This window comes from Pseudomonas pergaminensis (genome assembly GCF_024112395.2).
Lineage (GTDB): Bacteria > Pseudomonadota > Gammaproteobacteria > Pseudomonadales > Pseudomonadaceae > Aquipseudomonas > Aquipseudomonas pergaminensis.
Genome location: NZ_CP078013.2, coordinates 2,205,776 through 2,231,845, shown reverse-complemented (window position 1 = coordinate 2,231,845; position 26,070 = coordinate 2,205,776). Strand labels below are relative to the sequence as shown.

The window sequence follows — 26,070 nt, the reverse complement described above, 5'->3', positions numbered from 1 at the left end:
GTCACGAGCAACGACTAGAATGCGAAACATTATCAATTAAGACAGCTGCGCCAGGATGCCCATGTCGAGCGATCACCCACTGGACCATGCCGCCATCGGCCAGCTTTACCAAGCCCATCATTCATGGCTGCGCGGCTGGCTGAGCCGGCGCACCGGTTGCCGTGAACACGCCGCCGACCTGGCCCAGGAAACTTTCGTGCGCCTGCTCAACGCGCGCAAGCAACAGAGCTTGCAGCAACCGCGCGCGTACCTGAGCAGCATCGCCCGCAGCTTGATGATCGACCAATACCGGCGTCGTGAGCTGGAACGCGCCTACCTGGAAAGCCTCGCGCATTTCCCGCAAGTCGAGGTGCCGTCGGAAGAAACCCGCCTGCTGATCCTCGATAGCCTGGAGCGCATCGACCGCCTGCTCGACCAGCTCAAGCCTCGGGTGCGCGAAGCCTTCCTGCTCGCGCAACTGGACGGCCTGACCTGCGCGCAGATCGCCCTGCGCCTCGGGGTGTCCAAGGCCACGGTGGAGCGCGACCTGTCCAAAGCGCTGCACGCCTGTTACCGGTTGCGTTATGCCGAATGCTGACCCACGCCTGGTGGACCAGGCCATCCAGTGGATGATCACGCTGCGCTTCAATGTGGCTGACGACGCCAGCACCGCCGCGTTCGAGCGCTGGCTGCACACCAGCGCCGAGCACCAGCAGGTGTGGCAGCGGGTGGCGACCATGAATGACGATTTCAATCAGCTGCCGGCGCAGGTCGGCCGGCATGCCCTGCGCGGCGCGCGTCAACGCATCAGCCGTCGTGAAGGCCTGAAACTGCTGGGCCTGTTTGCCGGGGCCGCCGGCTTGACCTGGCTTGGCCGCGACTACACGCCCCTGCCCGCCCTGATGGCCGAGCACCGCACCGCCACCGGCGAGCGACGCTGGGTGGGGTTGAGCGACGGCAGCCGGATCCAGCTCAACAGCGCCAGTGCGATCGACACGGCGTTCACCTCCGAACGCCGCCTGGTGCAGTTGCGCCAGGGTGAAATACTCGTGGATACCGGGGTCGACAAACGCCCTTTCTGGGTGCAGACCCGCGACGGGCACCTGCGCGCCCTTGGCACGCGTTTTCTGGTACGCGAGGAGGCCCAGGGCACGCTGTTGGCGGTGCAACAGGGCGCGGTGGCGGTGTTTGCCAATGGCAATGAAACCAACGCCCGCCAGGTACTCAATCCCGGCGAGCACGTGGTGTTCAACCGCAACGGCATTCGCCCGGCCGTCGCCAATGGCCTTGATCCATGGGCCTGGAGCGACGGCGTGATCAGCGCCCACAACATGCGCCTGGACGACTTCCTCGCCGAACTGGGCCGCTACCGCAACGGCCTGTTGCGCTGCAGCGAAGCCGTGGCCGGCTTGCGCGTGTCGGGGACTTATCAGTTGGAGGACACCGATCAAGTACTGGGCCTGGTGGCGCAATCGCTCAAGCTTGATGTCACCTACCGCAGCCGCTACTGGGTGACCGTTTCACCGCGCGTGTAATTTCTCAAAAATAAATGAGGTGAATGCCGATTGCCGCTCGACCTGTAAGAAAAGGCCGATCAACAGGCCGGATCTGTCCACTTTCTTCAGGAGCATTCCGCGGTCATGCAAGCGTTCCCCTCCCCCCGTTCCCCCCTCAAGCGCGCGGTACAGGCCGCCTTGCTTGGCGTCTGCCTGAGCGGCGCCGCGCCACTGGCGGTGATGGCCGACACACCGGCCAGCGACACCCAGGCCCGCGACTGGACCATCGCGTCGGGCCCCCTGGCCAGTACGTTGGACCAGTTCGCGCGCCAGGCCGGCATCAGCCTGTCGTACGATGCCACCAGCGTTGCCGGCAAGACCAGCCCGGGTTTGAGCGGCCGCTTCGATGCTCAGCAGGCACTCGAACAGTTGCTGCGCGGCCAGGGCCTGCAAGCCCAGCGCCAGAGCAACAGCACATCGCTGTTATTGCCGCAAGTGGCCGACAGCGGCTCGCTGAACCTGGGCGCCACCCTCATCAACGCTGAACGCCTGGGCGCCACCACCGACGGCACCGGTTCCTATACAACCGGCGCGGTCACTATCGGCAAGGGCGAACACAGCCTGCGGGAAACCCCGCAATCAGTCAGCGTGATGACCCGCCAATTCATGGACGACCAGAACGTCACCACCATCGATGACGTGATGGAACGCACACCCGGCATCACCACTTACGAGTCGCCCATGGGCGGCAAGTATTTCTATTCCCGTGGTTTCAAGATGCTCGGCCAGTACCAGTACGACGGCGTCCCCCTGGACATGGGCAAGGACTACGTCCAAGCCGACAGTTTCAGCGCGAACATGGCGATTTATGACCGCGTGGAAGTGCTCAAGGGCGCCGCCGGTATGCTCAAGGGGGCCGGCACCGCCAGCGGCGCGGTGAACTTCGTGCGCAAGCGGCCACAGGCCCAGCCCACCACCAGCCTGTCGTTGTCCGCCGGCACCTGGGACAACTACCGCGCCGACGTCGACACCGGCGGCCCGCTGAATGACAGCGGCACCCTGCGTGGACGCGCGGCCGTCAGCCAGCAGACGCGCGGCTCCTATATGGACATCGCCAAGCGCCAGGACCAGGCTTTCTATGGCGCGCTGGATTTCGACCTCACGCCGGACACCACCCTGGGCGTCGGTGCCAGCTATGAAGATGTCGACGCCACCCCGTGCTGGGGCGGCCTGCCGCGCTATGCCGATGGCAAAAGCGCCAACCTGAGCCGCTCGACCTGCCTGGGCCAATCCTGGAACGACTGGCAGAGCCGGCGCACCACATTCTTCGCCGACGTCACCCACCACTTCAACGATGACTGGAAACTCAAGGTCGCGGCGGTCCACAGCCGCAACCTGCAAGACACCAAGTATGCCGCCAGCGAAGGCACCATCAACTATGGCAACCCGGCGCCCACGGCCAACTCCTATGCAGCGTTGATGGACTACGACCACAAGGATTTCGGCCTCGACGCCTACGTGGACGGCAAGTTCGAAGCCTTCGGCCTGCAACACGAACTGATCCTCGGCGCCAACGGCAGCCGTGGCACCCAGGACGACGTATACGCGATCCAGAACCTGCCCAAGCGCCAGAGCATCTACCAACCCGACCACCACTTCCCGGAACCGGCCGACAACACCTTCTGGCCGAACATGTATCGCGGTGGCACGGTCAAGGAAACCGCCACGCAATACGGCACCTACGCCACCTTGCGCCTGCGCCTGGCCGAGCCCTTGATGTTTATCGTCGGCAGCCGCGTGAGCTGGTACGAAAACCGTCGCCAGTCCAACAACCTGGCCTGGGGCGAATGGGCTGTGCAGGACGCACGAACCAAGGAAACCGGCGAAGTCACACCATTTGCCGCACTGATCTACGACCTTGACGAGCACCTGTCGGTGTACGCCAGCTACGCGGATATCTTCCAACCGCAAAGCTCCTACGCCACCGTCGATGGCGCGGCGCTCAAGCCCAAGATCGGTGACAACTACGAGCTGGGGATCAAGGGTGAATGGTTTGACGGGCGCCTCAACAGCTCCCTGGCATTGTTCCGCGCCATCGAGAAAAACGGCGCCGAGTCCGACTACACCACGATGTGCCCGACCTCCGCCGATGGCTATTGCTACACCGACACGGGCAAGGTGCGCGCCCAAGGTGTGGAGACCGAAATCAGCGGCGAATTGCTCGAACGCCTGCAGCTTTTCGGCGGCTACACTTACACCCAGACCAAGTCCCTGAAAAACATCGACAGCAAGGTCGAAGGCGGCTCATCCAACACCTACGTGCCTCGGCATATGCTGCGCGTGTGGGGTGACTACCAGCTTGACGGTACGCTGTCGAAATGGAGCGTCGGTGCCGGGGTCAATGCCCAGAGCAGCAACTACCGCGTGCAGACCATCAAGCTGGAACAGGCCGGTTACGCGACCTGGAGCACTCGCGTGGCATACCGCATCGACGACACTTGGACGGTCGCGCTAAACGGCAACAATTTGTTCGACAAAAGCTATTACAACACGGTCGGCACCGCCTCCTGGGGCAACTTCTACGGTGAACCACGCAATTTCACCGTTAGTTTGAAAGGCAACTTCTGATCCGGCGAAAGCCCCGGTGGCAGGGCACTAAGTGCGCCCTGCCACACCCTCTTTGTCCCCCTTTCCTACCTCGCCTCAAAAAAGGTTTTTCCTTTAAGCAGGAAAAATCTCACATTTGTTCCTACACTCAAAAACACAGCCAATGACCGAGTGTCCGGACAAGGAATGTCAATAAAATGCCGCAAAAAAGACTGATTAACCTGTCTAGCATGCCGCCTCCGCAACACCGTCAATTAGTTGACTGAACACCCAAAGGAAACACTCCTTAAGCCACTACACCCGCGAAATCCACTCAAATGGATAACTGCATTTGGATTGTGCATTTGGATCGGAAAGTTGCGTATTACCCAGCGTAGTCGTTCGACCCGTGTTCTAAGCAGCCTTCTGCTTAATTGAACAAACACTCGAACACTGATGCCTGGAGTGCAATGAGGGATGTTTGTATGCGAGAAAAGTCGTCCGTTGACAGCCTGTTTCTAACGCGCGCCGGTTTTGTTGAGTTCTTTGTTGTTTTCGTCAAATTGATCCATGGCCTCACCGCCATTTTGCCCCCACTGGTCCTGGTGCTCTTCCTGGACCCGATGGACCCTGAACTGCGCGCCCACTTCCTGGGCCTGCTGGTTTTTTTTGCGGTCCTGACCATCATTCTGTTCCAGGCCCTGGGTATCTATTCCGAGGAATTGTTCAGCAACCGCCTGCGCCTGAAAACCAAGATCAAGGCCTGGACGGCGGCTTTTTGCATCCTGCTGTTCATGTACCAGATCCTGCAGTTCTTCCCGCAATTGACCCCGCGCAACCTGGCGGTGTGGTACGTCGTAAGCCTGGGGCTGTTTTGCCTGGAGCGCCTGGTGATGCTGCGCCTGTACAGCCGGCTGATGCGCGCCGGCAAATACCTGCAACGTACCGTGATCCTGGGCTTTACCGACACTGCCGTGCACGTCGCCGATCACTTGCAACGCAACGGTGACATCCGCTCCGGCCTGATCGGCTTCATCGATGACCGCACCGAGCGCATTCCCAAGGAACTGAGCAGCCTGCCCCTGCTGGGCAACACCCGTGACTTGGAAAAGCTGATCCGCGCCGAGCAGGTCAACCAGGTGATGATCTGCCTGCCCTGGGCCGCCGAGCAGCGTATCCATGGGCTGGTCAACCGCCTGCGGCAGTTGTCGGTGAACGTCATGCTGGTGCCAGACATGGCGGCCCTGCGCTACGGCCACAGCAAGATCACCGATGTGGGCGGCATCCTGATGTTCAACACCTCGCAATTGCCACTGCGCGGCTGGTCGCCGGTGATCAAGCGCTGCGAGGACTTCCTGCTCGCCAGCCTGGCGCTGGTGTGCCTGTCGCCAGTGATGGTGGCGACGGCGATCGCGATCAAGCTCGACTCCAAGGGGCCGGTGCTGTTTCGCCAGAACCGTTATGGCTACAACGACAACGAAATCCGCGTGTTCAAGTTCCGCTCCATGTACACCGACCAGAGCGATTTCACCGCTGAACGCCAGACCACCCGCGCAGACCCGCGCATCACTCGCGTGGGCCGCATCATCCGCAAGACCAGCATCGACGAGTTGCCGCAACTGTTCAACGTGCTGCTGGGCAACATGTCCATGGTCGGCCCACGTCCGCATGCCACCGCGACCAAGGCGGCGGGCATTCCCTTCGAGGTGGCGGTAAGCGAATACAGCTCGCGGCACCGGGTAAAACCGGGCATCACCGGTTGGGCGCAGATCAATGGTTACCGGGGTGAAACCGACACCCTGTTCAAGATCCAGAAACGTGTCGAGTACGACCTGGAGTACATCTCCAGGTGGTCGGTGTGGTTTGACTTGTACATCGTCTTCATGACGGTCCCAGCCGTCCTTTCCACCAAGGAAGTCTATTGATGAACACACTCAACGGATTAATTCCCTGCATCATTTCCGGTGGGTCGGGCACGCGGCTGTGGCCGGTGTCCCGGCAGAATATGCCCAAGCCGTTCATGCGCATGCGTGATGGCCAGAGCCTGCTGCAGAAAACCTTCCAGCGCGCCGCCAAACTGCCCGGCGTGGAAAGCGTGCTGACGGTGACCAACCGCGACCTGCTGTTCCGCACCCTGGATGACTACCGCCTGGTCAACAAGGCCCACCTGCCCCTGGACCTGCTGCTCGAACCGTTCGGACGCAACACGGCGGCGGCGATTGCCGTGGCGGCGCTGCATGTGCAGGAACACTTCGGCGGTGAGGCGCAGTTGCTAGTGATGCCTGCCGATCATTTGATCCTCAATGAAGTGGCGTTCGCCGAGGCCGTGACCCAGGCCCGCGACCTGGCCGAAGCCGGCTACCTGGTGACCTTTGGCATCCAGCCCGACCACCCGGAAACCGGCTTTGGCTATATCGAACAAGGCGAGCCGCTGGGCACGGGCAACCGGGTCAAACGCTTTGTGGAAAAACCCGACCTGGCCACGGCCCAGGGTTACCTGGATGGCGGCAAGCACCTGTGGAATGCCGGCATGTTCTGCTTCAAGGCCAGCACCCTGGTGGACGAACTCGCCGCCCATGCGCCCGATGTATTGGAAGCCGCCCGCGCCGCGCTGGAACACAGCCAGAGCCTGCAAAACAAAACCTCACGCCAGCGCGAGCTGGACGCCGAAGCGTTCGGCAGCGCGCCGGATGTGTCCATCGATGTGGCGCTGATGGAGAAGTCCAAGCAAGTCGCGGTGGTGCCGTGCGACATCGGCTGGAGCGACATCGGTTCGTGGGAGGCCCTGCGCCAGCTCACGCCGAGTGACGCCCATGGCAACCAGGTCAACGGCGAAGCGATCTTGCATGACGTGCACAACTGCTACATCGACTCGCCCAAGCGCGTCCTCGGCGCCGTGGGCGTGCGCGACCTGATCATCGTCGACACACCCGACGCCCTGCTGATCGCCGACGCCCACCGCAGCCAGGACGTACGCTACATCGTCGCCGAGCTCAAGCGCCAGAATCACCCGGCGTACAGCCTGCACCGCACGGTCACCCGGCCGTGGGGCACCTACACCGTGCTGGAAGAAAGCAGCCGCTTCAAGATCAAGCGCATCGTGGTCAAGCCCCAGGCCTCGCTGTCACTGCAGATGCACCACCACCGCAGCGAACACTGGGTGGTGGTCAGCGGTGCGGCGCAAATTACTAATGGCGAGCGCGAATTCCTGATCAACGCCAACGAGTCCACCTACATCCCGGCCGGGCACAAACACCGGCTGACCAACCCCGGCATCATCGACCTGGTGATGATCGAGGTGCAGAGCGGCGAATACCTGGGCGAGGACGATATTGTGCGCTTCGATGACATCTACGGGCGCGCCCCCGCAGAAGTGAAAAAATAACATGCGCACCTCACTGATCATCCCGACCCGTAACGCATCCAGCCACTTGGCACGCCTGCTGCCGGCGCTGAAGATGCAAACCCTGCAACCCGACGAAACGCTGGTGGTGGACAGCGCCTCCAGCGATGACACCGTGGCGCGCTTTCGCGCGTTCGGTGCACGGGTGGAGGTGATCGACGCGCGCGACTTCAACCACGGCGGCACCCGGCGCTGGGCCAGCGAACAAGTGGGCGGCGACGCATTGATCGTGATGACCCAGGACGCGATCCCCGCCACCCCGGAAACCTTCGCTAACCTGCTCGCCGAACTGCAGCAGGACCCGCTCAACGGCGTGGCCTACGGGCGCCAGTTGCCACACCCCGACGCCGGTGTGCTGGGTGCGCAGTCGCGGCATTTCAATTACCCGGAGCAGAGCCGCAGCAAGAGCCTGGCCGATGCACCGGAACTGGGGATCAAGACCTGTTTCAGCTCCGACTCGTTTTCCGTCTACCGGCGCAGCGTGCTGCAGGCGGTGGGCGGTTTCCCGGCCGACGTGATCGGCAGCGAAGACGCCTATGTGGCCGCCCGCATGCTGCTCGAAGGCTACAAGGTGCGCTACGCCGCCTCGGCGCTGGTGCATCACTCCCACGATTACACACTCATGGATGAGTTTCACCGCTACTTCGACATCGGCGTGTTCTATGGCCGCGAGCCGTGGATCCGGCAGGCCTTTGGCGACGCGGGGGGCGAAGGCAAGCGCTATGTGGCGGCCGAGCTCGCTGCGTTGCGCAAGGCAGGTGCCTTGCACCGTGTCCCCGAAGTACTGGTGCGCAGTGCGTTCAAACTGCTCGGCTACCGGCTGGGCCATCTGGAGCGCCGCCTCCCCCTCGCCCTCAAGCGGCGCATCAGCATGTTTCCCGGTTATTGGAGGTGAGCATCATGACCTACAGGAAGTCCCCCTTGATGAAACGAACCCTGCTCGTCGTGGCCATGATGGCCCTGGCCGCCTGCAACACGCCGGCACGCATCGTGCCGCCGGACAGCGACACCGTCGAGGCCGGCAAGCGCGCCCTCGACCAGCTTGCCCAACTGCCGCCGGCGGTGGAACGCATCCGCATCGGCGACCAGTTGCGCATCGTGCGCGATGCCGGTGAGATGCCGACGCTGTCGGCGTTCAACGTCAGCACCATCTACGAGCTGACGCTGTACACCGTGCAAACCGACGGCAAGATCAACTACCCGTTCCTGGGGCCGATCCAGGTCGCCGGGCGCCAGCCTTCGGAGTTGGCCAACGAGCTGACCAGCAAGCTCGCCCCGGTGTACCGCGAGCCCCGCGTGACGGTGAACATCAACCAGGCGCCGGGCAGTTCAATCATTGTCGGCGGCGCGGTGAACAACCCGACGGCGGTGCAGATCGCCACGGCCAATACCTTGGAACAAGCGATTATCGGTGCCGGCGGGGTCAGCCCGGCAGGCAACGCCAGCATGGTCGCCCTGCTGCGCGAGGACGCCCAGGGCGCGTATCGCGCGTATTTCCTGGACTTCAGCCAACTGCTCAAGACCGGCCCGAATGGGCGCAAACCCGTGCACCTGCAACGTGGCGATGTGGTGTTCGTGCCCAAGTCCAACGTCGGCGAGCGGATCCAAGGGGTGGACACCTACATGAACCAGCTGATTCCGTTTACCAAGTCCATTGGGGTTGGCTACAACTACACCCGAACCAGCGGCGGCAACAACTAAAGGAGCGACATCCCAATGATCGAGATCCGTTCTTTTCGTGATCTTCTGCGCTTGTTCTTTATCTTCCGGCACGAGTTCAAACTGGCGGCGATTGCCGCGCTGGTGATCATCCTGCTGGGGGCGTTCCTGCTGCCGGCCAAGTACGAGTCCACCGCGCGCCTGCTGGTCAAGCCGGGGCGTGATTCGACCCTGCCCATCGAGATCAGCAACCGCCAGGCGCTGGTAATGCCCAGCACCCAGCGTGACCCGATTGTCGACGAAGAGCGTTTGCTCACCGGTCGCCCCATCGTGCGCGCCGTGGCCGAGCATTACCTGGAAGTGATCGACAGCGCACCGCCACCGGAAGGTTTCTGGAAGCGCACCAAGTACTACGTCAAGAGCGGCGTGGGTGCGATATTCGACGGCATCCGCGTGGTGCTTGAAACCGTCGGCGTGGTGGAAAAAACCACCCCGGTGGAACGCCTGGCCGCCAGCCTGGAAAAGAACTTTGAGGTGAGCCACGCCGCAGGTTCGACGGTGATGGACATCAGCTTCAAGTGGGGCGACCCGGAGATCGCCCAGGCGGTGGTCAAGGATTGGGTCGAGACTTACATCAACGAACGCACCCAGGCACTGGGGCGCAAGAGCCTGTACGCCTTTTATGAAGGCCAGGCGGCCAACAGCGCCACCGAGATCAAGAGCTACAAGCAGCAGATCCTCACCCACTTGAATGAGATCGGTGCGGCGAGCATCACCGACCGTTTGGAAGACCTGTCCGAGCGCATCAACGTGCTGCGCGGCGAGACCTTCAACACCACACGCCTGATCGCCTCGTCCGACAGCGCCATCCAAAGCACGCGCACGCAGCTCAAAGGCCAGCCCAAGGAAGTCACCACGGTGCGCCAGATCGCACTGAACCCGCAGCAGCAGGACTTGCGTCGCCTGCTCAACCAGAAGCTGCTGGAAAAGGCCGACATGATGCGCACCTACACCGACAACGCGCCGCCGGTCAAAGCCCTGGATGCCTCGATCCGTGCGATGCAGGCCCAGGTCGCTAACGAGAGCAATACGGTGCAAGCCTCGGAGAACCGTGCGCCAAACACCCTGGAAATCCACTTGCAGCGCGTGCTGCTGGACGAAACCAGCAACAACCAGGCCCTGCGTACCCAGCTGGTTGAGCAGCAAAAACAACTGCTGAACCTTGAGGCGCAACGCAAGCAAGCCCTGGAGATCGAACCGGAACTGGCACGCCTCTCCCGCGAGCTGAACACCACCGAGCGCAACTACGCGCTGTATGTGGACAACCTGGAAAAATCGCGCATCGACCGCGAGCTGGACAACAGCCAGATCAGCAACATTGCCGTGATCGAAGAAGCCACCCTGAACCCAGGCCGCATCTTCCCGAAAACCCTGGTGATGCTGATCCTGGCGATCCCGTTTGCCATCGTCGTCGGCTTGCTGGTGATCTACCTGTGCTACTTGCTCGACCAGCGCATTCACGATGGCGGCCTGGTGGAACGCAAGTTCGGCCTGCCGCTGTGGACCACCCTGCCGGAGCTGGACACCACCACCGCGCAAAGTACCAACGCGTTCAACGCGAGCATCTACCGGCTGTACAGCCTGCTGCAGCCCAACCGCATTGCCGAACAGGGCCTGGTGCTGGGGCTGACGTCGGCGCGTCACGGCGAAGGGGTGACCTTCGTGGTCGAGCAACTGCGCCAACTGCTGCATGAGAATGGCGTCAATGTGCGAGTCGGTGGGCTGGAAGAAGCTGCGCCGGGCGAGGTGGTGCTGCTGGACGCCTCGGCCCTGCTGGACAACCGCGAAGCCTTTATCACCCTGCGCCGCGCCGATCTGATCGGGCTGGTGGTGGAAGCGCGCAAAAGTACCGTGCCGGTGGTCGAGCATGCGCTGTCGATCCTCAACACCGCGTTCGGCAAGGTCGATGGCATCATCATCAACCGGCGCAAATTCGAAGTGCCGGGCAAAGTGCTGCAGACCATCGGTAAATACCGGGGAGCGTTCTGATGCGCATCGCCCTGCTCGCCCCCTTGCCGCCGGAGAAAAACGGGATCGCCGACTACGCGAACCATTTCCGCACGGCCTTGGAACACCTGGGTGTGACGGTGCTGACGCCGTTGGCCGGTGTGGCGGGCAATGCCGAGGCGATCCAGCAAGCCATCGCCGGCTTCGATTGGCAAACCGTCGACCTGGTGCACGCCGAGCTGGGCGGCGGGCGGCTGGGGGAATTCCTGGCCTTGCGTGAACTGCGCAAGGCTTACCCCCAGTTGCCATTGACGGCCACCGTGCACGACCCGGAGCGCATCGTGTGGCGGCGCGAGCACCTGCCGTTTCCGCTGAACCTGCTGGAGCGCCTGCCCAGCCCGTTGCCCCAGGCAGCCGTGGTGCTGGCCGACCCTCTGACCTTGCGCGAAGAACGCCAGGTCGCCAAGGGCCTGACCCGGCTGGTGACCCTCACCCGCCTGGGCGCCGACTGCCTGAGCCAGCGCATGCACTTGCCTGCCGGCAAGGTGGCGGTGATCAACCACGCCAACCTGGCCATCGCACCGGCCCCGTTGCCGCCGCTCGACACCCTGCACCTGCTGTATTTCGGTTTTATCTACCGGGGCAAAGGCATCGAAGACCTGGTGCAGGCCCTGGCGGAAGTGTTCAAGCAAGACCCCGAATTGCGCGGCCGCGTGCGCCTGACCCTGGCCGGTGGCACCGCTGCGGAAATGGCGTTTGGCGCGGGCGGTAACTACCTGGAGCAGTTGAACGCGCAGATCGCCGCGCTGGGCCTGAGCGACGCCATCGACTGGCGATTGAACCTGCCGGCCGATGACATTGCCCACACCATTCAGGCCCACCATGTGATGGTGCTGCCCTACCGCGAATCGAAAAAACTCGGCCTGCTGGGGCGCCAGCGCGGCACCAGTGGTGCGTTGTCCTGGGCCACTGCCTGCGGGCGCGGCGCGATCACTTCCGATGCGCGTGCGTTTGCCGAGGAAGTCGCCAGCGGCAACGGTGCCATCTACCCCGAGGGCGATGTGGCAGCACTGGGTGAACAGCTCTTGCGCCTTGCGCGCACGCCGCTGCTGGCCCGGGATTGGGCCGAGCGCGCCGGGGAGATTGGCCGCGAACGTGTGTGGCCGTTGACGGCGCAAAAATTCAAGCAGCTCTTTGAGCACGCTATTGCAGGGTCGACCTATGGCGCGTAAGCCCACCTTCTTCGCAACCCTTGCCGTGGTCGCGGCCCTGGGGCTGACGGCGTTCCTGTGGGGGCGCCAGGCGGATGCCGAAAGCCATGTGCTCAAGGGCAGCAAGGAGGTGGTTTGGAAGGATTTCCTGGGAGTGAATGCGCAGTTTCTGTGGTTCAGCCCCGAGCGCTACCAGAAGCAGATTGACCGCCTCAAGGCCCTCGGCCTGGAGTGGGTGCGCCTGGACCTGCATTGGGATCAGCTGGAAACCGCCCAGAACCAATACAAGCTCGCCACCCTCGATGAGCTGGTGGGCAAGCTGCAGCAGAACCAGATCAAGTCGGTGTTCTACCTGGTGGGCTCGGCGCGCTTTATCAGCAGCGCCCCGCCGCTGTCGATGTACCCGGACCAGTACCCGCCGAAAGACCCCGACGTGTTCGCCAACCGCATGGCCTTGCTTTCGCAGCGCTACCCCAGCGTGGATGCCTGGCAAGTCTGGAACGAGCCGAACTTGCTGGGCTTCTGGCGCCCGGCGGCAGACCCGGCAGGCTACGCCACCCTGCTCACCGCCACCGCCCAGGCACTGCGGGCGGTGAACCCGAGCAAACCGGTGGTGGCCGCCGGCATGGCGTTCTTCAGCGAAATGCCCAATGGCCAGACCATGTTCGACGCCCTGGGTGCGCTGGGCGTGGCCAGCCTGAACACGGTGGTGTCCTATCACCCCTACACCCAATTGCCCGAAGGCAATGACCCGGCCAATTTGGACTTCATCGCCAAGACCACCCAGCTCAACCAGGCCCTGCGCAATGGCGGCGTGAACACCCTGTGGAGCACCGAGTGGGGTTGGTCAACCTACAAGGGCCCCAAGGACGCCCAGGACATCATCACCCTGCAGGCGCAGGCCGACTACGTGGTTCGCCGCCTGGCGTTGATGAGCGCGATGGACTTCGACAAGATCTTCCTGTTTACCTTGAGCGACCTCGACCAGCGCGCCAGCGTTCGCGACCGGTCCTACGGCTTGCTGGACATCGACACCAACCCCAAGCCCGTCTACACCGCACTGAAGAACTTCCTCGACGTCAGCGGGCCGAAACTCACGCCGGGCGATCCGCCGGTTGCCGACCAGTTGCCCGACGGCCTGTTCAGCATCGGCTGGACCCGCGCCGATGGCCGCAAGCTGTGGTTCTTCTGGTCGGCCCAGGGTGGCAATGCCCACTTGCCAGGCCTGGCCAGCGCCACCCTGTACGACCCGCTGCGCGGTACCCAAACCCCGGTAAGCGGCACCAGTGGCCTGACCTTGCCGGTCAAGTCGAACCTGCAAATTCTGTTATGGGATTGAGGCCTGCGATGCGCATTTTATGGATCCTGCCCTACTCACCCTGGCCCGCCACCAGCGGCGGCAAGACGCGACAGTTCCACCTGTTGCGCAGCCTGGCCGCGCGTGGGCACCGGATCACCCTGCTGCTGCATGACAAGCACCCCGTGTCACTCACTGACCGCCAGGTGCTGGAGGCGTTTCTCGAACAACTGATCATCCTGCCGCGCCGCCCCTTGCGCAGCATGAAGACGCTGGTGGCCGGGCTGTTCGCGCCCTACCCGCTGCTGGCCAGTGTGAACGGTTTGTCGGGCGCCTTGCAGGACCGGTTCAACCAACTGCTCAACGAGCATTGGGATGTGGTGCAGATCGAGCACACCTACACCTTCCAGCCTTACGAAGATGCGCTGGCGCGCACATCCCAGCCGTTTGTGCTGACCGAGCACAACGTCGAATCGGCCCTGGGCGCGGCCACTTACGACCGCCTGCCGGGCTGGTCGTTGCCGTTCATTCGTTATGACCAATGGCGCTACACGCGCTGGGAACGACGCGTGATGCGCCAGGCCACGCGGGTAGTGGCAGTGACCGACAGCGACGCGCAAACCCTGGAAAAAATCGCCGGCAAACCGGTGTCGGTGGTGGTCAACGGCGTGGACTGCGATCACTTCGCAGCCGCCCGCCCCGACCCGTCGACACGCCGCGTGCTGTTCCTCGGCAACTATGAATACGCGCCCAACGTGGACGCCATCGAATGGGCGCTGGATGAAATCCTGCCCAAGGTCTGGGAACGTTGCCCTGACGCGCGCATGAGCGTGTGTGGCTTTGGTATGCCCGACAGTTGGCGTGAACGCTGGCAGGACCCGCGCATCGAGTGGCAAGGTTTTGTGCCCAACCTGCTGAACCTGCAATCGAGTTGCTCGGTGTTCCTGGCGCCGCTGCGCCATGGCGGCGGTTCCAAGCTCAAGGTGCTTGAAGCGCTGGCCGCGGGCTTGCCGCTGGCGAGCACCGAGCAAGGCGTCTCGGGGTTGGACCTGGTGGAAGGCCTGGACTACCTCGGCGGGCAAACCGCCGCGAGCCTGGCGGACGCCGTGGTGCGCCTGCTGCAATTTCCCGATGCTGCCGCGCCCATGGGTGAAGCCGGCCGCGCCTATGTGCGTCGTGCCCATGACTGGAGCGTCGCCGCCAGCCAATTGGAGCAGGTGTACGCCGCGCTTGCGCCGTTGAATCAAAAGGAGCCGGTATGCGCGTAGGCCTGGATTACCGCACCGTCGGCACCTCGCCGCTATCAGGCATCAGCCGCCAGGTGTACGCGCTGGAAAGCGCCCTGCACAGCCTGCCGGGCATTGAGCTGGAGCGCTTTACCGTGGCGCCCCTGGGCGATGAGACCCGCTTGCGAGCTCACTGCCCCGCCTGGGGCTGCGCCAAGACGGCCATGCACCAACCGCAGAATCGCCTGCGCTTCGAGGCGGGCTTTCTGCCGCGCGCCTTGCGCGAGCAGCGTATCGACCTGTACATCAGCACCTTCAACATGGGCCTGCCGTTGCCGCCCAAACCGAAGGGGCTGCGCACCGTGGTGCTGTTGCACGACCTGTTCCAGATCACCCTCGACAACTATCACGCCAACCGCTTGAAGGCGTTGATCTATAAGACCAGCGATCGCCTGTCGATTGCCTACGCGGTGCACAGTGCCGACCGGGTGTGGACGCCATCGCAGTACAGCGCCGATGAAACCGCGCGGTTGTTCCCCAAGGCCGCGGGCAAGATTCGCGTGCTGCCCAACCAGGTCGATGGTTTTTTCGAACTGGCGGCGGACCTCAGCGCGCGCCAACTGCCCGCACGCTATTGGCTGCTGGTGGGCACCCGTGAGCTGCGCAAGAACGTGCCGTTCCTGGTGGACGCGTGGCAACAGGCGCGACGCCAGTCCCCCGACGTGCCGGAATTGGTACTGGTGGGCAGCCTCGATCATTTGCCCGAAGCCCAGCGTACGCTGCCGGGCATTCGCGCGCTGAGTGGCGTCTCGGATGCCGAATTGCACGCGCTGTACCGCCAGGCCTCTCGCCTGTGGCAACCTTCGTATGCCGAGGGTTTCGGCCTGCCGGTGATCGAGGCCTTGAGCGTCGGCACCCCGGTGGCGGTGGCCAGTGGCACGTCGCTGGATGAAATCACCCCGCCGTCGGCACCGCGTTTTTCGCCCACCGATGGCCCGGCGCTCACGCAATTGATGGTCAACCTTGGCGAGCGGGCCGATGAAGAATCGCCCGAGCAACGCCGCCAATGGGCGGAACGCTTCAACCATCATGCCTATCGCCGGCGCCTGGCCGAACTGATCGAGGAGCTGAAGTGAAAGTGAACCTGCCCGGCCTCTTCGCGATTTTCTTCGGCCTGCTGTTTGGTGCCGTCGCCCTGCTGCTGTCACCGGCCAAGGCGTTCCTTGCCATGATCGGCCTGGCCGGGGCGGTGACTGTCCTGCGCTTTCCGTTCTGGGGCCTGTTGCTGTTTGCCCTGGTTGCCACGTTCATGCCGTACTCCACGGTCAACCTGGGCATTCGCAGCACCGTCAGCGAAGCAATCCTGGCGCTGACCTGGGGCGCGGTGCTGTGGCACAACTTCCTGGCGCGCCTGCCCGATACGCCCAGCCTCACACGCCGGCCCACCGACCAGATGCTGCTGTGGCTGATGCTGTTCAGCGTGTTCCCGTTTATCGTCGGCCAGGTCACCATCCACGCCGACACCAGCGGCGTGGCCAACTGGTTGCGCTGGTTGCTGAGCCTGTCGTCGGTGTTCCTCTGCGCCAAATTGCTGGTGGACCACAAGCACCGCGAATCCCTGGTGATCGCCCTGCTGCTGGGCAGCCTGGCCATGCTGGTACTGTCGATTGCGGTGTTCGTGCGCACACGCTCCGGGGCCGGCATTGCGCCGATCCTGGCGTTGTTCAACTACGGCAACTTCGACATGTTGAAATTCGGCCTGGAGGCCATGTCTTCACGCATGGGCTCACCGTGGATGCACCCGAATGCCATCGGCGGGATCATGGCGTTGCTGTTGCCCCTTGCGTTCTGCTTCGGCATGACCGAGCAAGGCTGGAAACGCGCACTGGGCCTGGGCGTGGCCTGCCTGGGTGCAGCCGCGTTGCTGTTGGCCAGTAGCCGTGGCGCGATGGTCAGCCTGGCGCTGGTGCTGCTGTGGATGGCCACACGCCGGGTACCGTACACCGGGCGCCTGCTGATGATCGGCGCGGCACTGACGGTGGCGCTGGTGATCGCGTATCCGCCGTTGCAGGAACGCCTGGCGACGATATTTTCCTCAAGCAACGCCAGTACCGAAGTGCGTTTCGACGAATACCGCATGTTCCCGCAGGCGGTGGTGTCGTATCCGTTCGGCATCGGCTTCAAGGTCGACCCGCCGGTGCCGGGCACCGATTTGTTGGGCATCTCCAACCTGTGGCTGAACTTCATCTACAAGACCGGCATCGTTGGCATGCTGTTCTTCGTGGCGGTGACCGTGCGCTGGTGGCGTGAAGCGCGCCCGGACAGCGGCCCGATCCGCCTGACCAAGGACAATGCGCTGTGGCTGGGCACCACCGCTGGGATTCTCTCGGCACTGGTCAGCGGCCTGTTTGACCACTACTTCAGCTTTGCCGTGGTGATGGTCGCGCTATTCTGGCTGATGGTGGGCATCAATGTGCTGGAAGCGCGGCGTCTGTTTCCGGCGCGCCTGCCGCAGGTGAAAAACCTGAGCGTGTCCAAACCCGTGCTTGATGGCGCGCAACCCTGATGCTGGGCTCTGCCGTCTGGCTGACGCTGGCGACGCTGCTTGGCCTGTGCCTGGGCTTCGCCCGTGAATGGCTGTTGGTGGCGGCCTGGGGCGCGGGTGAGCGCAGCGATGCGTTCCTGATCGCACTGTTTTTACCCGAAGCGTTGCGCATGTCCTTGGCCGGCGGCGTGCTGAGCGCCGCTGCGTTGCCGCTGTACCTGGCGCGCAAGGACGACGAGCGATTGGGCTGGTTGGCGGTGCTGTTTCCGGCGTTGCTGCTGATCGCACTGGTCACCAGCCTGCTGCTGACACTGTTGGCGCCGTGGCTGGTGCAACTGCTTGGGCCGGGCTTGGCAGCCAGTGCCACGGCGCTCGCCAGCAGTAACTTGCAGATTGTCGCCTGGTGCGTGCCGGGACTGATGCTGCATGCGCTGTTCAGTATTGCGCTGCAAGCCCGCGAACGCTTTGTGCTCGCGGGGTTGGGCTCGTTGCTGTTCAACCTGCCGCCGGTGACCTACCTCGCCCTCGCCGGCACCGCGACCCAACCTCACGCGTTGGCCCTGGCCTGCCTGGCCGGCAGCCTGTTGATGCCGTTGGCGCTGCTGCCGTCGATGTGGTGCCAGGGCTGGCGGCCGTGGCAGTGGCACCTGTCGTTGGCGCCACTGCGGGAGCTGGGCCAACGCATCGGCCCACTGTTGCTGAGCAATGGCGCCAGCCAGGGCCTGGCCTTGATTGAACGGTTGGTGGCGTCGTTGCTGGGTGAAGGCGCGGTGACCTGGGTCAACCTGGCGCGCAAGCTGATGAACCTGCCGCTGATTGCGCTGATGAGCCTTAACCAAGTGTTGCTGGGCATGATGAGCCGCCGCCAGGGCGATGAGCGCCTGGCCCTGCTCAAGCGCGGTCTGGAAACCGCCAGCGTGCTGACCCTGCCCGCCGGCGTCGGCCTGGTGGCAGCGGCCCCGAGCCTGGTGGCGTTGCTGCTGCCCAAGCAATCGCTGGACTCGCCGTTGCCGCTGCTGCTCGCCTGGTTTGCCGTACCACTGGTGTTCGGCGCCTGGAACGCCCTGCTCGCGCGCTACGCCTACGCTGCAGGCGATACGCGCCAGCCATTGCGTTGTGAACTGCTCGGCAGCCTGGCCAATGTGCTGTTGCTGGGCGTGCTGCCGTTTGTGTTCGGCCTGGCCGGGATTCCGCTGGCTGCGCTGGCCGGCGTGCTCTGCACCGCGTTGTTGTTGATGCAACGCCAGGCCTTGCTCGGCGCCCTGCCCTGGGCTCGGAGCTGGCTGCTCAGCGCGGTGCTGATGGGCGTGGCGGCGTTGGCGCTGTTTCGGATTGAAGGCATGTGGCTGCAACTGGGGCTAAGCACCCTGGCTGGCGCGGTGGTATTGCTGGGCATGGCACTCTGGCTGAGACCGTGGCGCAAGGCATGAATGATCGATCAGGACAACTCATATGAAACATCGCTGGATTCAAATGGATATCGCCAAAGGCATCGGCATCCTGGTGATCGTGTTTGCCCACAGTTGGTTCGTCGCCACTTCGCCGGACTTGCTATACCCGGTGCTGGCGTCGTTCATCTTGCCGCTGTTCTTTTTTCTGTCGGGCGTGTTCTTCAAGCCCGAGCAGCCGTTCGTGGAGATGGCGATACGCAAGGCCGATGGCCTGCTCAAACCGTTTTTCTTCACCATGCTCACCTATGTGATCGTGCGCAGCATTCTGCGTGGCCAGCCGCTGTTGCCGGATATCGGCGGTGTGCTGTACGCCTCGGTGGATACCATTCCGTGGCAGGCGCTGTGGTTCCTGCCGCATTTCTGGGTGGCGATCCTGTTCAGTTGGGTGATGCTGCGCCTGATCCAGCGCCTGAAGCTGTCACTGTTGCTCAGTTGCGCGCTGGTAACGCTGCAGTTGATTGTGGGCGTCTGGATGCTGCCGTGGTTCTGGCAGTTGCCAGTCGCGTTCGGCGGGCATACCTGGGTGCTGCCGGGCCTGCCGTTCAGCCTGGATATCACCTTGATCAGCAGCACTTATTTCATTGTCGGCTACCTGCTGCGTGATTGGCTGCGCACCCACGCGGGCTCCTGGCTGACCCTGTTGATTTCGATTGCATTGTTCGTTGTGGTATTCACCTTCACCTGGGACACCATGGACCTGGCGCAGCGACGCTACGACCACTGGTTCTGGACCACCCTGCCGGCCGTGATCGGCGTGTACGCCTGCTGGGCGCTGGCGCGCGTATTGATGGTGTCGACCTGGGTCACGCGGGCCATGACCTATATCGGTCAGAACACCTTGATCCTGCTGATCTTCCACGGCGAGATCCAGCACAAGACGGTCGACCTGCTGGAGCGCCTGGGGCTGCCCGCGTTTGTCGCGGCCTGCGTGGGGTTTGTGGTGGCGGTGGTGGTGCCGTTGTTGATCGGGGAAGTGATCAAGCGGGTGGCGTTCCTGCGGTTTTTCTACTTTCCGTTTCCGGTGCGCAAGGCGCCTGTCGCAAAAACGGCGCCTTGAGGGCGCCGTTCAATCATTGCGTCAGAAAGCGTATTTGACACTGGTCATCAGGTTGCGCGGCGCTCCGTACATGCCGTGGTTGCCGGCGTAGCTGAAGTACTCGCGATCGAACAGGTTATTGACGTTGACCGAGGCGCTCAGCTTGGACGTCAGGTCATAGCGCACCAGCAAGTTGGTGATGGCGTAGCTGCCCTGGCTGAAGGTGTGCAGGTCTTCGCCGACCTTGCTCTGCCAGTTCACTCCGCCGCCCACGGTAAGCTTGTTGAACGCGCCGGGCAAACGGTAGGAAGTGAAGGTCTTCAGGCTCTGGCGCGGCAACGTCGTGACGATGCGTTTGTCGTCGGCATCGGTGCTCACCGCATAGGCATAGCCAGCGGAGGCTTGCCAGCCGTCAGCCAGTTCGCCGTTGAGCTCCAGCTCCACGCCTTCGGTGGTGGTGCCTTGCTCGTTGCGATAGGTGTTGCCGCCCGGGGTGTCGATCCAGATGGCCAGGTTGTCCTGCTCCAGCTTGAACAGCGCCAAGCTGGTGTTCAGCCGCTCGTCGAAGAAGCTGCCTTTGAGGCCGACCTCATACCCTTTGCCCTCCATCGGCGGCAGCGCCTTGTTATTGATGTCGCGCACCCAACTGGCCTGGGGATTGAAGATCTTGGTGTAGCTGGCGTAGGCCGACCAGTTGTCGGTGAGGTCATATACCACGCCGGCGTAAGGGATGTAGACGCCAGTTTCCGATTCGTCAGTGCGGGTCGCCGTGCCGCCGTAGGGTCGATCTTCGGTCTCGCGCTTCCAGTCGATCACCCGGCTGCCGAGGATCACGCTCAAGTCATCGGTCACTCGCAGTCGCGTGCTCAAGTAAGCAGCATATTGGCTCTCATCCACCGAGGATTTACCGGTGACATTGAACGCGGGCTTGACCGACTGGCCATCCCAATTGAACAGGTTGTCGATGGCACCGGCCGGCGAGCCGGAATAGTCGTAATGCCAGCCGCCGTAACTCGGCACGCTTTCATTGTATTTGGACAAGGTGACGCCCGCGATCAGCTCGTGCTCACGCCCGAGCAGGTCAAAGGGGCCGGTGGCGTAGAGGTCGATGTTATCCTGGCGCGGCGTACCGGAGAAACGCACCGGCAATTGAGTGGTACCACTGCCGTTCGCGTTGAGCGAACCGTTGACGTAGTTGAAGACTTCATCGAACTGGTTTTCAGTGTGGGTGAATTCGGCCTTGGCGCTCCAGCCGCTGTCGAACGTCTGCTCAATGGCGGTGAAAAAGCTCGTCTGCTCATGATCGTTGTAGGACCACGCCGGCGCGGTGTTTAGCGAGCGGCTAAGGTTACTGCGCGACTCGTCGGTAAAGCGTGTGGGCAAACCGGAACGCGCCGGCGAATCGACGTCGGTGCGCAGGTAGCTGAAGCCCAGTGTCAGCAGCGTGTCTTCGCTGAGGTCGAACTCGGTGATGCCATAGAGCAGCTGCGTTTCCTGCTTGTAGCGATCGATCCAGGCGTGTTCGGTCTTGTAGTCCGCGACCAGGCGCCCGCGCACATTGCCGGTTTCGGTCAGCGGGCCGGAGACGTCCAGGCCGGTGCCATAGCGGTCCCAGGTGCCGCCTTCCGCCGTGACGCTGGCGCGCGTCTCGGTCGTCGGGCGCTTGCGAATCAAGTTGATGGTCGCCGCCGGGTTGCCCATGCCGCTGATAAGGCCGGTGGCGCCGCGTACGATTTCAACGCGGTCATACATGGCCATGCTCTGGGTGTAGTTGTCCATGCGTGTGGCGGTGGGCACGCCGTCGATTTCGAAGTTCTGGATCTGGAAGCCGCGCGAGAAATAACCGTCACTCTCCGCCCCAAGGCCATCGCGCAACACGATGATGCCGGGAGTGGCATCGAGGGTGTCACTGAGATTGGTGAGACGTTGGTCATCCAGGCGCTGGCGGGTCATTACGGTGAGCGACTGCGGGGTTTCCCGAGGCGTCAGGTTCAGGCGCGTCGAACTGCTGGAGGACTGCGTGGTGTAAGAGCCAGTGCCCTCGGTGGTCGAGCCGGGTGCCTTGCCCGAAATGGACACGGTGCCCAGCTGCAATGCGCCATCGCTCGGGCGCCGCGCCAGTGAGTAAGTGCTGCCGCTGCCATGCACGGCTTGCAAGTTGCTGGTACTGAGCAGGATCGCCAGGCCGGTATCCAGGTCATGCCGCCCGCGCAGGCCTGGGCTGGTCTGGCCGTCGGTGAGCGCGGCCGGATAGGACAGCAGGATCTGGCTGGCCTGGCCGAACTGGTTGAGCGCCTCCGCCAGCGAACCTGGCGGGATGTCGAATTCCACTTGCGGTGCTGCGTGCACCCAGGCCGACGCCAGCAACAGCGGCGTGACCACAGTGACGCTGGCAATGCCCTGCATTACGGCAAGGGCCAATGATGTCTTCAAGCGTATGTTTTTCTTCGGTGTGTGCGGCTGCATGCCCTATTCCCCAGTGAAGGTAGTGTCTGGGGATATAAGTCTCGTGAGATTCGCAAACGGACCACCCAAGCGCGAAATAAATTCACACAAGCTTCTGGCGCGGCTTGAGGGCGACCCAGAAACGGGTGAAATGCTGCACGTCCAGCTTCAGGGTTTGCGCCAGCGCCGCGATAATCCGGTCGGTGTCGGACAGCGGATAGGTGCCGGATACGCGCAAGCCGCGCACCGCGGGATCACACGCCAGGCGCCCGCGACGGTAGCGGCTCAGCTCTTCGAGGAAGTCCTCCAGGCGCATGCCCTGAGCGACGATCATTCCACGGCTCCACGCCAGTTCACCGTCCCGTTGCGGGCGCCGGGCGAGCAAGGTGTGGGCATCAAAACTGATGAGTTCGCCCGCCTGCAGCAGCAGGCTGCGCGACGGGATCTGTGCCGACAGCGCGCCCTGGTCTGCGCCCAATTGGGTAAAGCCATCGCGCTGGCGCACACTGAAGCGACCACTGACCGCACGGGTCAGGCCTTCGGCGGTTTTCACCCACAGCGGGCGGATATCCGTGGGGTTGGGGTCCACCAGGATTTCACCACGCAGCACATGGATCTGGCGTACATCCGCGGTGTATTTGACGTCGATGGCGGTGTCGGTATTGAGCTGCACTTGGGTGTTGTCCGCCAAACCGATGCGCCACTGCTCGCCGACGGTGGTGCTGAAGTCGCTGGTCCAGTGTTGCAGCAGCGCCGCGTCTTTGATGCTCCAAGCGGCGGTGCCTGACGCCAGCAACACGGCGAGGTGCTTGACGACCTGGCGACGTGACAACGCCGGCAACAGCGTCGCGCGGGCCAAGGCTTGATGGGTCGGTGTGCGCACATCCTGCAAACGCTGGAAAAATCGCTGGGAATGTTGCCAGGCCTGTTCATGGGCCGGGTCCTGCTCACGCCAGCGCTGCCATTCGGCGCGGGTCTGCTCGCTGACGTTCGGCACCTGCAGCTCCAGTTGCCAGTGCATCGCTTGCTCGGCGACCTCGATCGATAACGGCACCGGATTCATGACCGCTGGCTGTCCAGCAAGATGCATTGTGCACCCGCCTTGACGATGTAGCGTTTGACCGTGGTGATGCTGGTACCGAGGCGCTCGGCGATCTCGCCGTGGCTCAGGCCATCGAGCTGCGACCACAGGAACGCCTGGCGCACGGGCAAGGCCAGGCGGCTGAGCACTTCATCGAGGGCCATCAGGGTTTCGAGGAGGATCCACTGGGTTTCGGCGTTGGGCGCGGCGTCTTCCGGCAACAGGGCCAAGGCCTGCAAGTAGGCTTTTTCGAGTTTCTGCCGACGGAAGTGGTTGGACAGCACGCTTTGCGCCACTTTCGCCAGGAAGCTGCGCGGCGCGTGGATTTCAAGGGGCTGGTTCTTCGCCAGCAGCCGCAGGAATGTGTCCTGGGCCAGGTCGGCGGCGCTCTGCGGGCAGTTCAAGCGACGCCACAGCCATTGCTGCAACCAACGGTGTTGCTGGCGGTACAAGGTGGCCAGTTCAGTGGGGCTTACCGCAGGAGTCGAAGACATGGAGGCCGCGCGCGAAGAACAAGGCGTAAATGATAACGGTTATCATATTCTTCGCAGAGCTGTTACTGCAAGTTTCTGCTACGGGAGCCGGCTGCCCGGCTCCCGTACAGGGTCAGTCATCCAATGGCTGCGCTGCATGCTTGGCGGGCTTGCCAGGTTTGGCGCCAGCCTTAGCACCCTGCTTCTCCGCTGGTGCGGCAGCGGGTTCAGGCTCGGCCGGTGCAGCGGCTTCTTTCTCGGCCATCGGCATCTGGTCGATGGCGCTGAAGAATGCCTTCAGGTCGAGGGTATCCGGTGGCACGGTCTTCTCGAGTTTTTTCTCGCCGTCCTTGCCCACCAGGATCACTTTGGTACCGCTGCCGGCACCCAGCTTGAGGGCACGGATCAGCGCGTTGGTTTCTGGCGGCGTGAGCTTTTTGCTGTCCTTGGGGTCCTTGGCGAACTTCTCGCCTTCGGCTCCGATGCTGCCGAACTTCACGGTGTAGAACACCATGCTGCGTTCTTCAAAGGACTGCTTGGTCGCAGGCTCGTCCAACTGTTTCTTGAGAGTCGCCAAGGTGTCGTTGCCGGAATCAAGCTCCACCACCACCAGCGGCCGGGCCTTGCCCAAGTCCTGCTTGAGCGGGTTGATATCATCAGCAGCCAACAGCGGCCCCGTAAAAGCCATCAAGGTAGCCAGGGTCAGCGACCGGATGAGCATGCGCACCTCCTTTGAATTCCATGCAGGGTTCTTGAGTTTCATGTCTGCGACAGTCAAATTCAAGGATGATTCCTACACCACTTTAAGAAAGCGTAGGTCAGGACGCCCGCTACGCAAGGGTTTGGTGGCCGCGAGTGTCATTGTTTCTACTGATTGCGGAAACATCATGAGACCTTCCACTGCGGCCAATGCCGAGCAAATACGGGCGCCACAAGGGGGTCGGCATCCACGTGCGCCAGTGACTGGGAAAAGCCCGGCGCCAGGCCGTTCAACACCTCCCGTGCCTCGTCCCAGCGCGACACTGCAGCCGCCATCAAGCCCAGCGCGTTAGGCGTATTGTTGGCGGCAAACAACTGGTCGGCAAACTGATCGGCAAACACCACCCAGGCCTGGTGCAGGTAGCGGCGGGTGCCAGTGACAAGCTGCACCTGCACGGTTTCGTTGACGTTACCGAGCCAGCGTTGCGGGTAGTCGATGATGCCGATGGCCGAGTAGCAATTGGCGGCGATGTACACCAGCCCGCGAATGATCTGCGCGCGGTTGCCGCCCAAGAGCTGGGAGGCGGGAAATTCCAGGCCCAGGTGGATCAGGATCGCAGCGCTTTCCGTCAGCACCTGGCCGTCCGGGGTCACCAGGGTGGGCACCTGTTTGAGCGGGTTGATGCGGGCCAATTCGTCACTGCCCTCGCCCTCCGCCCAGGAGGCTGCGTCTACCCGTCGCCACGGCACCCCACAGCGCTGCAGGGCAATTTCGATCATGCAGGAGCCGGATTCGTCGATGCCATAGAGCGTGTACATGGGCTTTTCCTCCTAGCGTTGCAGTTTGGCCTGCAAGGTGGCCTTCACTTGCGGCCATTCCGAATCGATGATGCTGAAGCGCACCGAGTTGCGCTTGCGGCCATCGGGCATGATGCGTTCGTGGCGCACGATGCCTTCCTGCACGGCGCCGAGCCGCAGGATCGCCGCGCGGGATTTTTCGTTGAGTTCGTCGGTGGTGAATTGCACGCGCACGCAGTCGAGCACTTCGAAAGCGTAGGTCAGCAACAGCAGCTTGGCTTCGGTATTGATGCCGCTTTTCTGCGTGGACAGCGCCAGCCAGGTATGGCCGATCTCCAGCTTGCGATTGACCCGGTCGACCTTCCAGAACCGCGTGCTGCCGACCACTTGGCCGGTATCGCGGCGCACCAGGGTGAAGGGGATCACGCTGCCGGCGTCGCGCCCCGCCAGGGCGGTGTCGATGTATTTATCAACAGTATCCGGGCCCGGTACGTTGGTGACCTTGAGGTTCCACAGTTCGCCATCGGCTGCGGCCTCGAGCAAGGCGGCCTTGTGTTCCCTTTGCAGGGGCAGGAGTTCGACCGTCGTGCCGGTCAGGGTAAGTTGGGTCATGAGGGGCTGCGCCGTCTGGGTGGTCATCAGAGACAGAGAGTGCAGGCTCGCGCCCTGACGAATCAA

The 26,070-nt window shown here is 63.0% G+C and carries 21 protein-coding genes; 15 read left to right on the top strand and 6 right to left on the bottom strand.

The genetic code is table 11. The features are described from left to right. Positions 1–61: 61 nt before the first annotated feature. The 15 genes from KUA23_RS10265 to KUA23_RS10195 all read left to right on the top strand — a co-directional run bounded on the left by KUA23_RS10265 (position 62) and on the right by KUA23_RS10195 (position 19,917). Complete coding sequence (locus KUA23_RS10265) at positions 62–577, top strand: sigma-70 family RNA polymerase sigma factor (protein WP_078047746.1); 516 nt, start codon at positions 62–64, stop codon at positions 575–577. Then, positions 564–1,514 (top strand): FecR domain-containing protein, encoded by a 951-nt coding sequence (locus tag KUA23_RS10260; protein ID WP_252993872.1) that lies wholly within the window; start codon positions 564–566, stop codon positions 1,512–1,514. Before KUA23_RS10265 ends, KUA23_RS10260 begins: the two co-directional genes overlap by 14 nt. 105 nt (positions 1,515–1,619) lie before the next feature. Beyond that, entirely contained in the window at positions 1,620–4,103 is a 2,484-nt protein-coding gene (locus KUA23_RS10255) for a TonB-dependent siderophore receptor (RefSeq protein ID WP_252993871.1), read from the top strand. A gap of 443 nt (positions 4,104–4,546) precedes the next feature. Continuing rightward, on the top strand, positions 4,547–5,986 hold the full coding sequence (locus KUA23_RS10250) for an undecaprenyl-phosphate glucose phosphotransferase (protein WP_078047743.1): 1,440 nt from the start codon (positions 4,547–4,549) through the stop codon (positions 5,984–5,986). Further along, the gene (locus KUA23_RS10245) at positions 5,986–7,446 is read left to right on the top strand and encodes a mannose-1-phosphate guanylyltransferase/mannose-6-phosphate isomerase (RefSeq protein WP_099493852.1); all 1,461 of its coding nucleotides are present in this window, start codon (positions 5,986–5,988) and stop codon (positions 7,444–7,446) included. The genes KUA23_RS10250 and KUA23_RS10245 overlap by 1 nt, the downstream gene beginning before the upstream one ends. Before the next feature lies 1 nt (position 7,447). Next, positions 7,448–8,359, top strand: a complete 912-nt coding sequence (locus KUA23_RS10240; RefSeq protein ID WP_252993870.1) for a glycosyltransferase family 2 protein — start codon at positions 7,448–7,450, stop codon at positions 8,357–8,359. Positions 8,360–8,388: 29 nt separating this feature from the next. After that, positions 8,389–9,165: a polysaccharide biosynthesis/export family protein gene (locus tag KUA23_RS10235; RefSeq protein WP_078047740.1), complete on the top strand. Its 777-nt coding sequence runs from the start codon at positions 8,389–8,391 to the stop codon at positions 9,163–9,165. Positions 9,166–9,180: 15 nt separating this feature from the next. Further along, positions 9,181–11,172: a GumC family protein gene (locus tag KUA23_RS10230; protein ID WP_078047739.1), complete on the top strand. Its 1,992-nt coding sequence runs from the start codon at positions 9,181–9,183 to the stop codon at positions 11,170–11,172. Then, positions 11,172–12,362: a glycosyltransferase gene (locus KUA23_RS10225; RefSeq protein WP_252993869.1), complete on the top strand. Its 1,191-nt coding sequence runs from the start codon at positions 11,172–11,174 to the stop codon at positions 12,360–12,362. The genes KUA23_RS10230 and KUA23_RS10225 overlap by 1 nt, the downstream gene beginning before the upstream one ends. Continuing rightward, positions 12,352–13,680 (top strand): GH39 family glycosyl hydrolase, encoded by a 1,329-nt coding sequence (locus KUA23_RS10220; protein ID WP_100491134.1) that lies wholly within the window; start codon positions 12,352–12,354, stop codon positions 13,678–13,680. Before KUA23_RS10225 ends, KUA23_RS10220 begins: the two co-directional genes overlap by 11 nt. A gap of 8 nt (positions 13,681–13,688) precedes the next feature. Then, positions 13,689–14,906 (top strand): glycosyltransferase family 4 protein, encoded by a 1,218-nt coding sequence (locus tag KUA23_RS10215; RefSeq protein ID WP_252993868.1) that lies wholly within the window; start codon positions 13,689–13,691, stop codon positions 14,904–14,906. Next, entirely contained in the window at positions 14,897–16,000 is a 1,104-nt protein-coding gene (locus KUA23_RS10210) for a glycosyltransferase family 4 protein (protein WP_252993867.1), read from the top strand. The genes KUA23_RS10215 and KUA23_RS10210 overlap by 10 nt, the downstream gene beginning before the upstream one ends. 2 nt (positions 16,001–16,002) lie before the next feature. Beyond that, positions 16,003–17,430 carry an O-antigen ligase family protein gene (locus KUA23_RS10205; protein WP_252994270.1) on the top strand — a complete coding sequence of 476 codons (1,428 nt, stop codon included), beginning with the start codon at positions 16,003–16,005 and terminating at the stop codon, positions 17,428–17,430. Then, positions 17,430–18,839 carry a murein biosynthesis integral membrane protein MurJ gene (murJ, locus tag KUA23_RS10200; protein ID WP_214498405.1) on the top strand — a complete coding sequence of 470 codons (1,410 nt, stop codon included), beginning with the start codon at positions 17,430–17,432 and terminating at the stop codon, positions 18,837–18,839. The genes KUA23_RS10205 and murJ overlap by 1 nt, the downstream gene beginning before the upstream one ends. Before the next feature lie 22 nt (positions 18,840–18,861). Beyond that, complete coding sequence (locus KUA23_RS10195; RefSeq protein WP_028619520.1) at positions 18,862–19,917, top strand: acyltransferase family protein; 1,056 nt, start codon at positions 18,862–18,864, stop codon at positions 19,915–19,917. Positions 19,918–19,938: 21 nt separating this feature from the next. Here KUA23_RS10195 and KUA23_RS10190 read toward each other — a convergent pair whose 3' ends face one another. From KUA23_RS10190 to KUA23_RS10165, 6 genes are all read right to left on the bottom strand, one after another. Further along, positions 19,939–22,302, bottom strand: a complete 2,364-nt coding sequence (locus tag KUA23_RS10190; RefSeq protein WP_252994269.1) for a TonB-dependent siderophore receptor — start codon at positions 22,300–22,302, stop codon at positions 19,939–19,941. A 142-nt stretch (positions 22,303–22,444) separates the two neighbouring features. Beyond that, entirely contained in the window at positions 22,445–23,404 is a 960-nt protein-coding gene (locus KUA23_RS10185) for a FecR domain-containing protein (protein WP_028619518.1), read from the bottom strand. Next, positions 23,401–23,916 (bottom strand): sigma-70 family RNA polymerase sigma factor, encoded by a 516-nt coding sequence (locus tag KUA23_RS10180; RefSeq protein ID WP_028619517.1) that lies wholly within the window; start codon positions 23,914–23,916, stop codon positions 23,401–23,403. Before KUA23_RS10180 ends, KUA23_RS10185 begins: the two co-directional genes overlap by 4 nt. Before the next feature lie 112 nt (positions 23,917–24,028). After that, positions 24,029–24,616: a DUF4174 domain-containing protein gene (locus KUA23_RS10175; protein ID WP_252993866.1), complete on the bottom strand. Its 588-nt coding sequence runs from the start codon at positions 24,614–24,616 to the stop codon at positions 24,029–24,031. Between the two features lie 164 nt (positions 24,617–24,780). Continuing rightward, positions 24,781–25,413, bottom strand: coding sequence for a glutathione S-transferase N-terminal domain-containing protein (locus tag KUA23_RS10170; RefSeq protein ID WP_252993865.1), 633 nt, complete (start codon positions 25,411–25,413; stop codon positions 24,781–24,783). Positions 25,414–25,425: 12 nt separating this feature from the next. Continuing rightward, on the bottom strand, positions 25,426–26,004 hold the full coding sequence (locus tag KUA23_RS10165; protein ID WP_028619514.1) for a GNAT family N-acetyltransferase: 579 nt from the start codon (positions 26,002–26,004) through the stop codon (positions 25,426–25,428). Between the last annotated feature and the right edge of the window lie 66 nt (positions 26,005–26,070).

What these genes read in the sequence shown, in the direction of transcription:
- murJ (WP_214498405.1), top strand. Translation starts at nt 17,430, where the DNA reads ATGCTGGGCTCTGCCGTCTGGCTGACGCTGGCGACGCTGCTTGGCCTG.
- KUA23_RS10195 (WP_028619520.1), top strand. Translation starts at nt 18,862, where the DNA reads ATGAAACATCGCTGGATTCAAATGGATATCGCCAAAGGCATCGGCATC.
- KUA23_RS10185 (WP_028619518.1), bottom strand. Translation starts at nt 23,404, where the DNA reads ATGAATCCGGTGCCGTTATCGATCGAGGTCGCCGAGCAAGCGATGCAC.
- KUA23_RS10225 (WP_252993869.1), top strand. Translation starts at nt 11,172, where the DNA reads ATGCGCATCGCCCTGCTCGCCCCCTTGCCGCCGGAGAAAAACGGGATC.
- KUA23_RS10260 (WP_252993872.1), top strand. Translation starts at nt 564, where the DNA reads ATGCCGAATGCTGACCCACGCCTGGTGGACCAGGCCATCCAGTGGATG.
- KUA23_RS10190 (WP_252994269.1), bottom strand. Translation starts at nt 22,302, where the DNA reads ATGCAGGGCATTGCCAGCGTCACTGTGGTCACGCCGCTGTTGCTGGCG.
- KUA23_RS10170 (WP_252993865.1), bottom strand. Translation starts at nt 25,413, where the DNA reads ATGTACACGCTCTATGGCATCGACGAATCCGGCTCCTGCATGATCGAA.
- KUA23_RS10210 (WP_252993867.1), top strand. Translation starts at nt 14,897, where the DNA reads ATGCGCGTAGGCCTGGATTACCGCACCGTCGGCACCTCGCCGCTATCA.
- KUA23_RS10265 (WP_078047746.1), top strand. Translation starts at nt 62, where the DNA reads ATGTCGAGCGATCACCCACTGGACCATGCCGCCATCGGCCAGCTTTAC.
- KUA23_RS10180 (WP_028619517.1), bottom strand. Translation starts at nt 23,916, where the DNA reads ATGTCTTCGACTCCTGCGGTAAGCCCCACTGAACTGGCCACCTTGTAC.
- KUA23_RS10235 (WP_078047740.1), top strand. Translation starts at nt 8,389, where the DNA reads ATGAAACGAACCCTGCTCGTCGTGGCCATGATGGCCCTGGCCGCCTGC.
- KUA23_RS10240 (WP_252993870.1), top strand. Translation starts at nt 7,448, where the DNA reads ATGCGCACCTCACTGATCATCCCGACCCGTAACGCATCCAGCCACTTG.
- KUA23_RS10255 (WP_252993871.1), top strand. Translation starts at nt 1,620, where the DNA reads ATGCAAGCGTTCCCCTCCCCCCGTTCCCCCCTCAAGCGCGCGGTACAG.
- KUA23_RS10250 (WP_078047743.1), top strand. Translation starts at nt 4,547, where the DNA reads ATGCGAGAAAAGTCGTCCGTTGACAGCCTGTTTCTAACGCGCGCCGGT.
- KUA23_RS10230 (WP_078047739.1), top strand. Translation starts at nt 9,181, where the DNA reads ATGATCGAGATCCGTTCTTTTCGTGATCTTCTGCGCTTGTTCTTTATC.
- KUA23_RS10220 (WP_100491134.1), top strand. Translation starts at nt 12,352, where the DNA reads ATGGCGCGTAAGCCCACCTTCTTCGCAACCCTTGCCGTGGTCGCGGCC.
- KUA23_RS10215 (WP_252993868.1), top strand. Translation starts at nt 13,689, where the DNA reads ATGCGCATTTTATGGATCCTGCCCTACTCACCCTGGCCCGCCACCAGC.
- KUA23_RS10175 (WP_252993866.1), bottom strand. Translation starts at nt 24,616, where the DNA reads ATGCTCATCCGGTCGCTGACCCTGGCTACCTTGATGGCTTTTACGGGG.
- KUA23_RS10245 (WP_099493852.1), top strand. Translation starts at nt 5,986, where the DNA reads ATGAACACACTCAACGGATTAATTCCCTGCATCATTTCCGGTGGGTCG.
- KUA23_RS10165 (WP_028619514.1), bottom strand. Translation starts at nt 26,004, where the DNA reads ATGACCCAACTTACCCTGACCGGCACGACGGTCGAACTCCTGCCCCTG.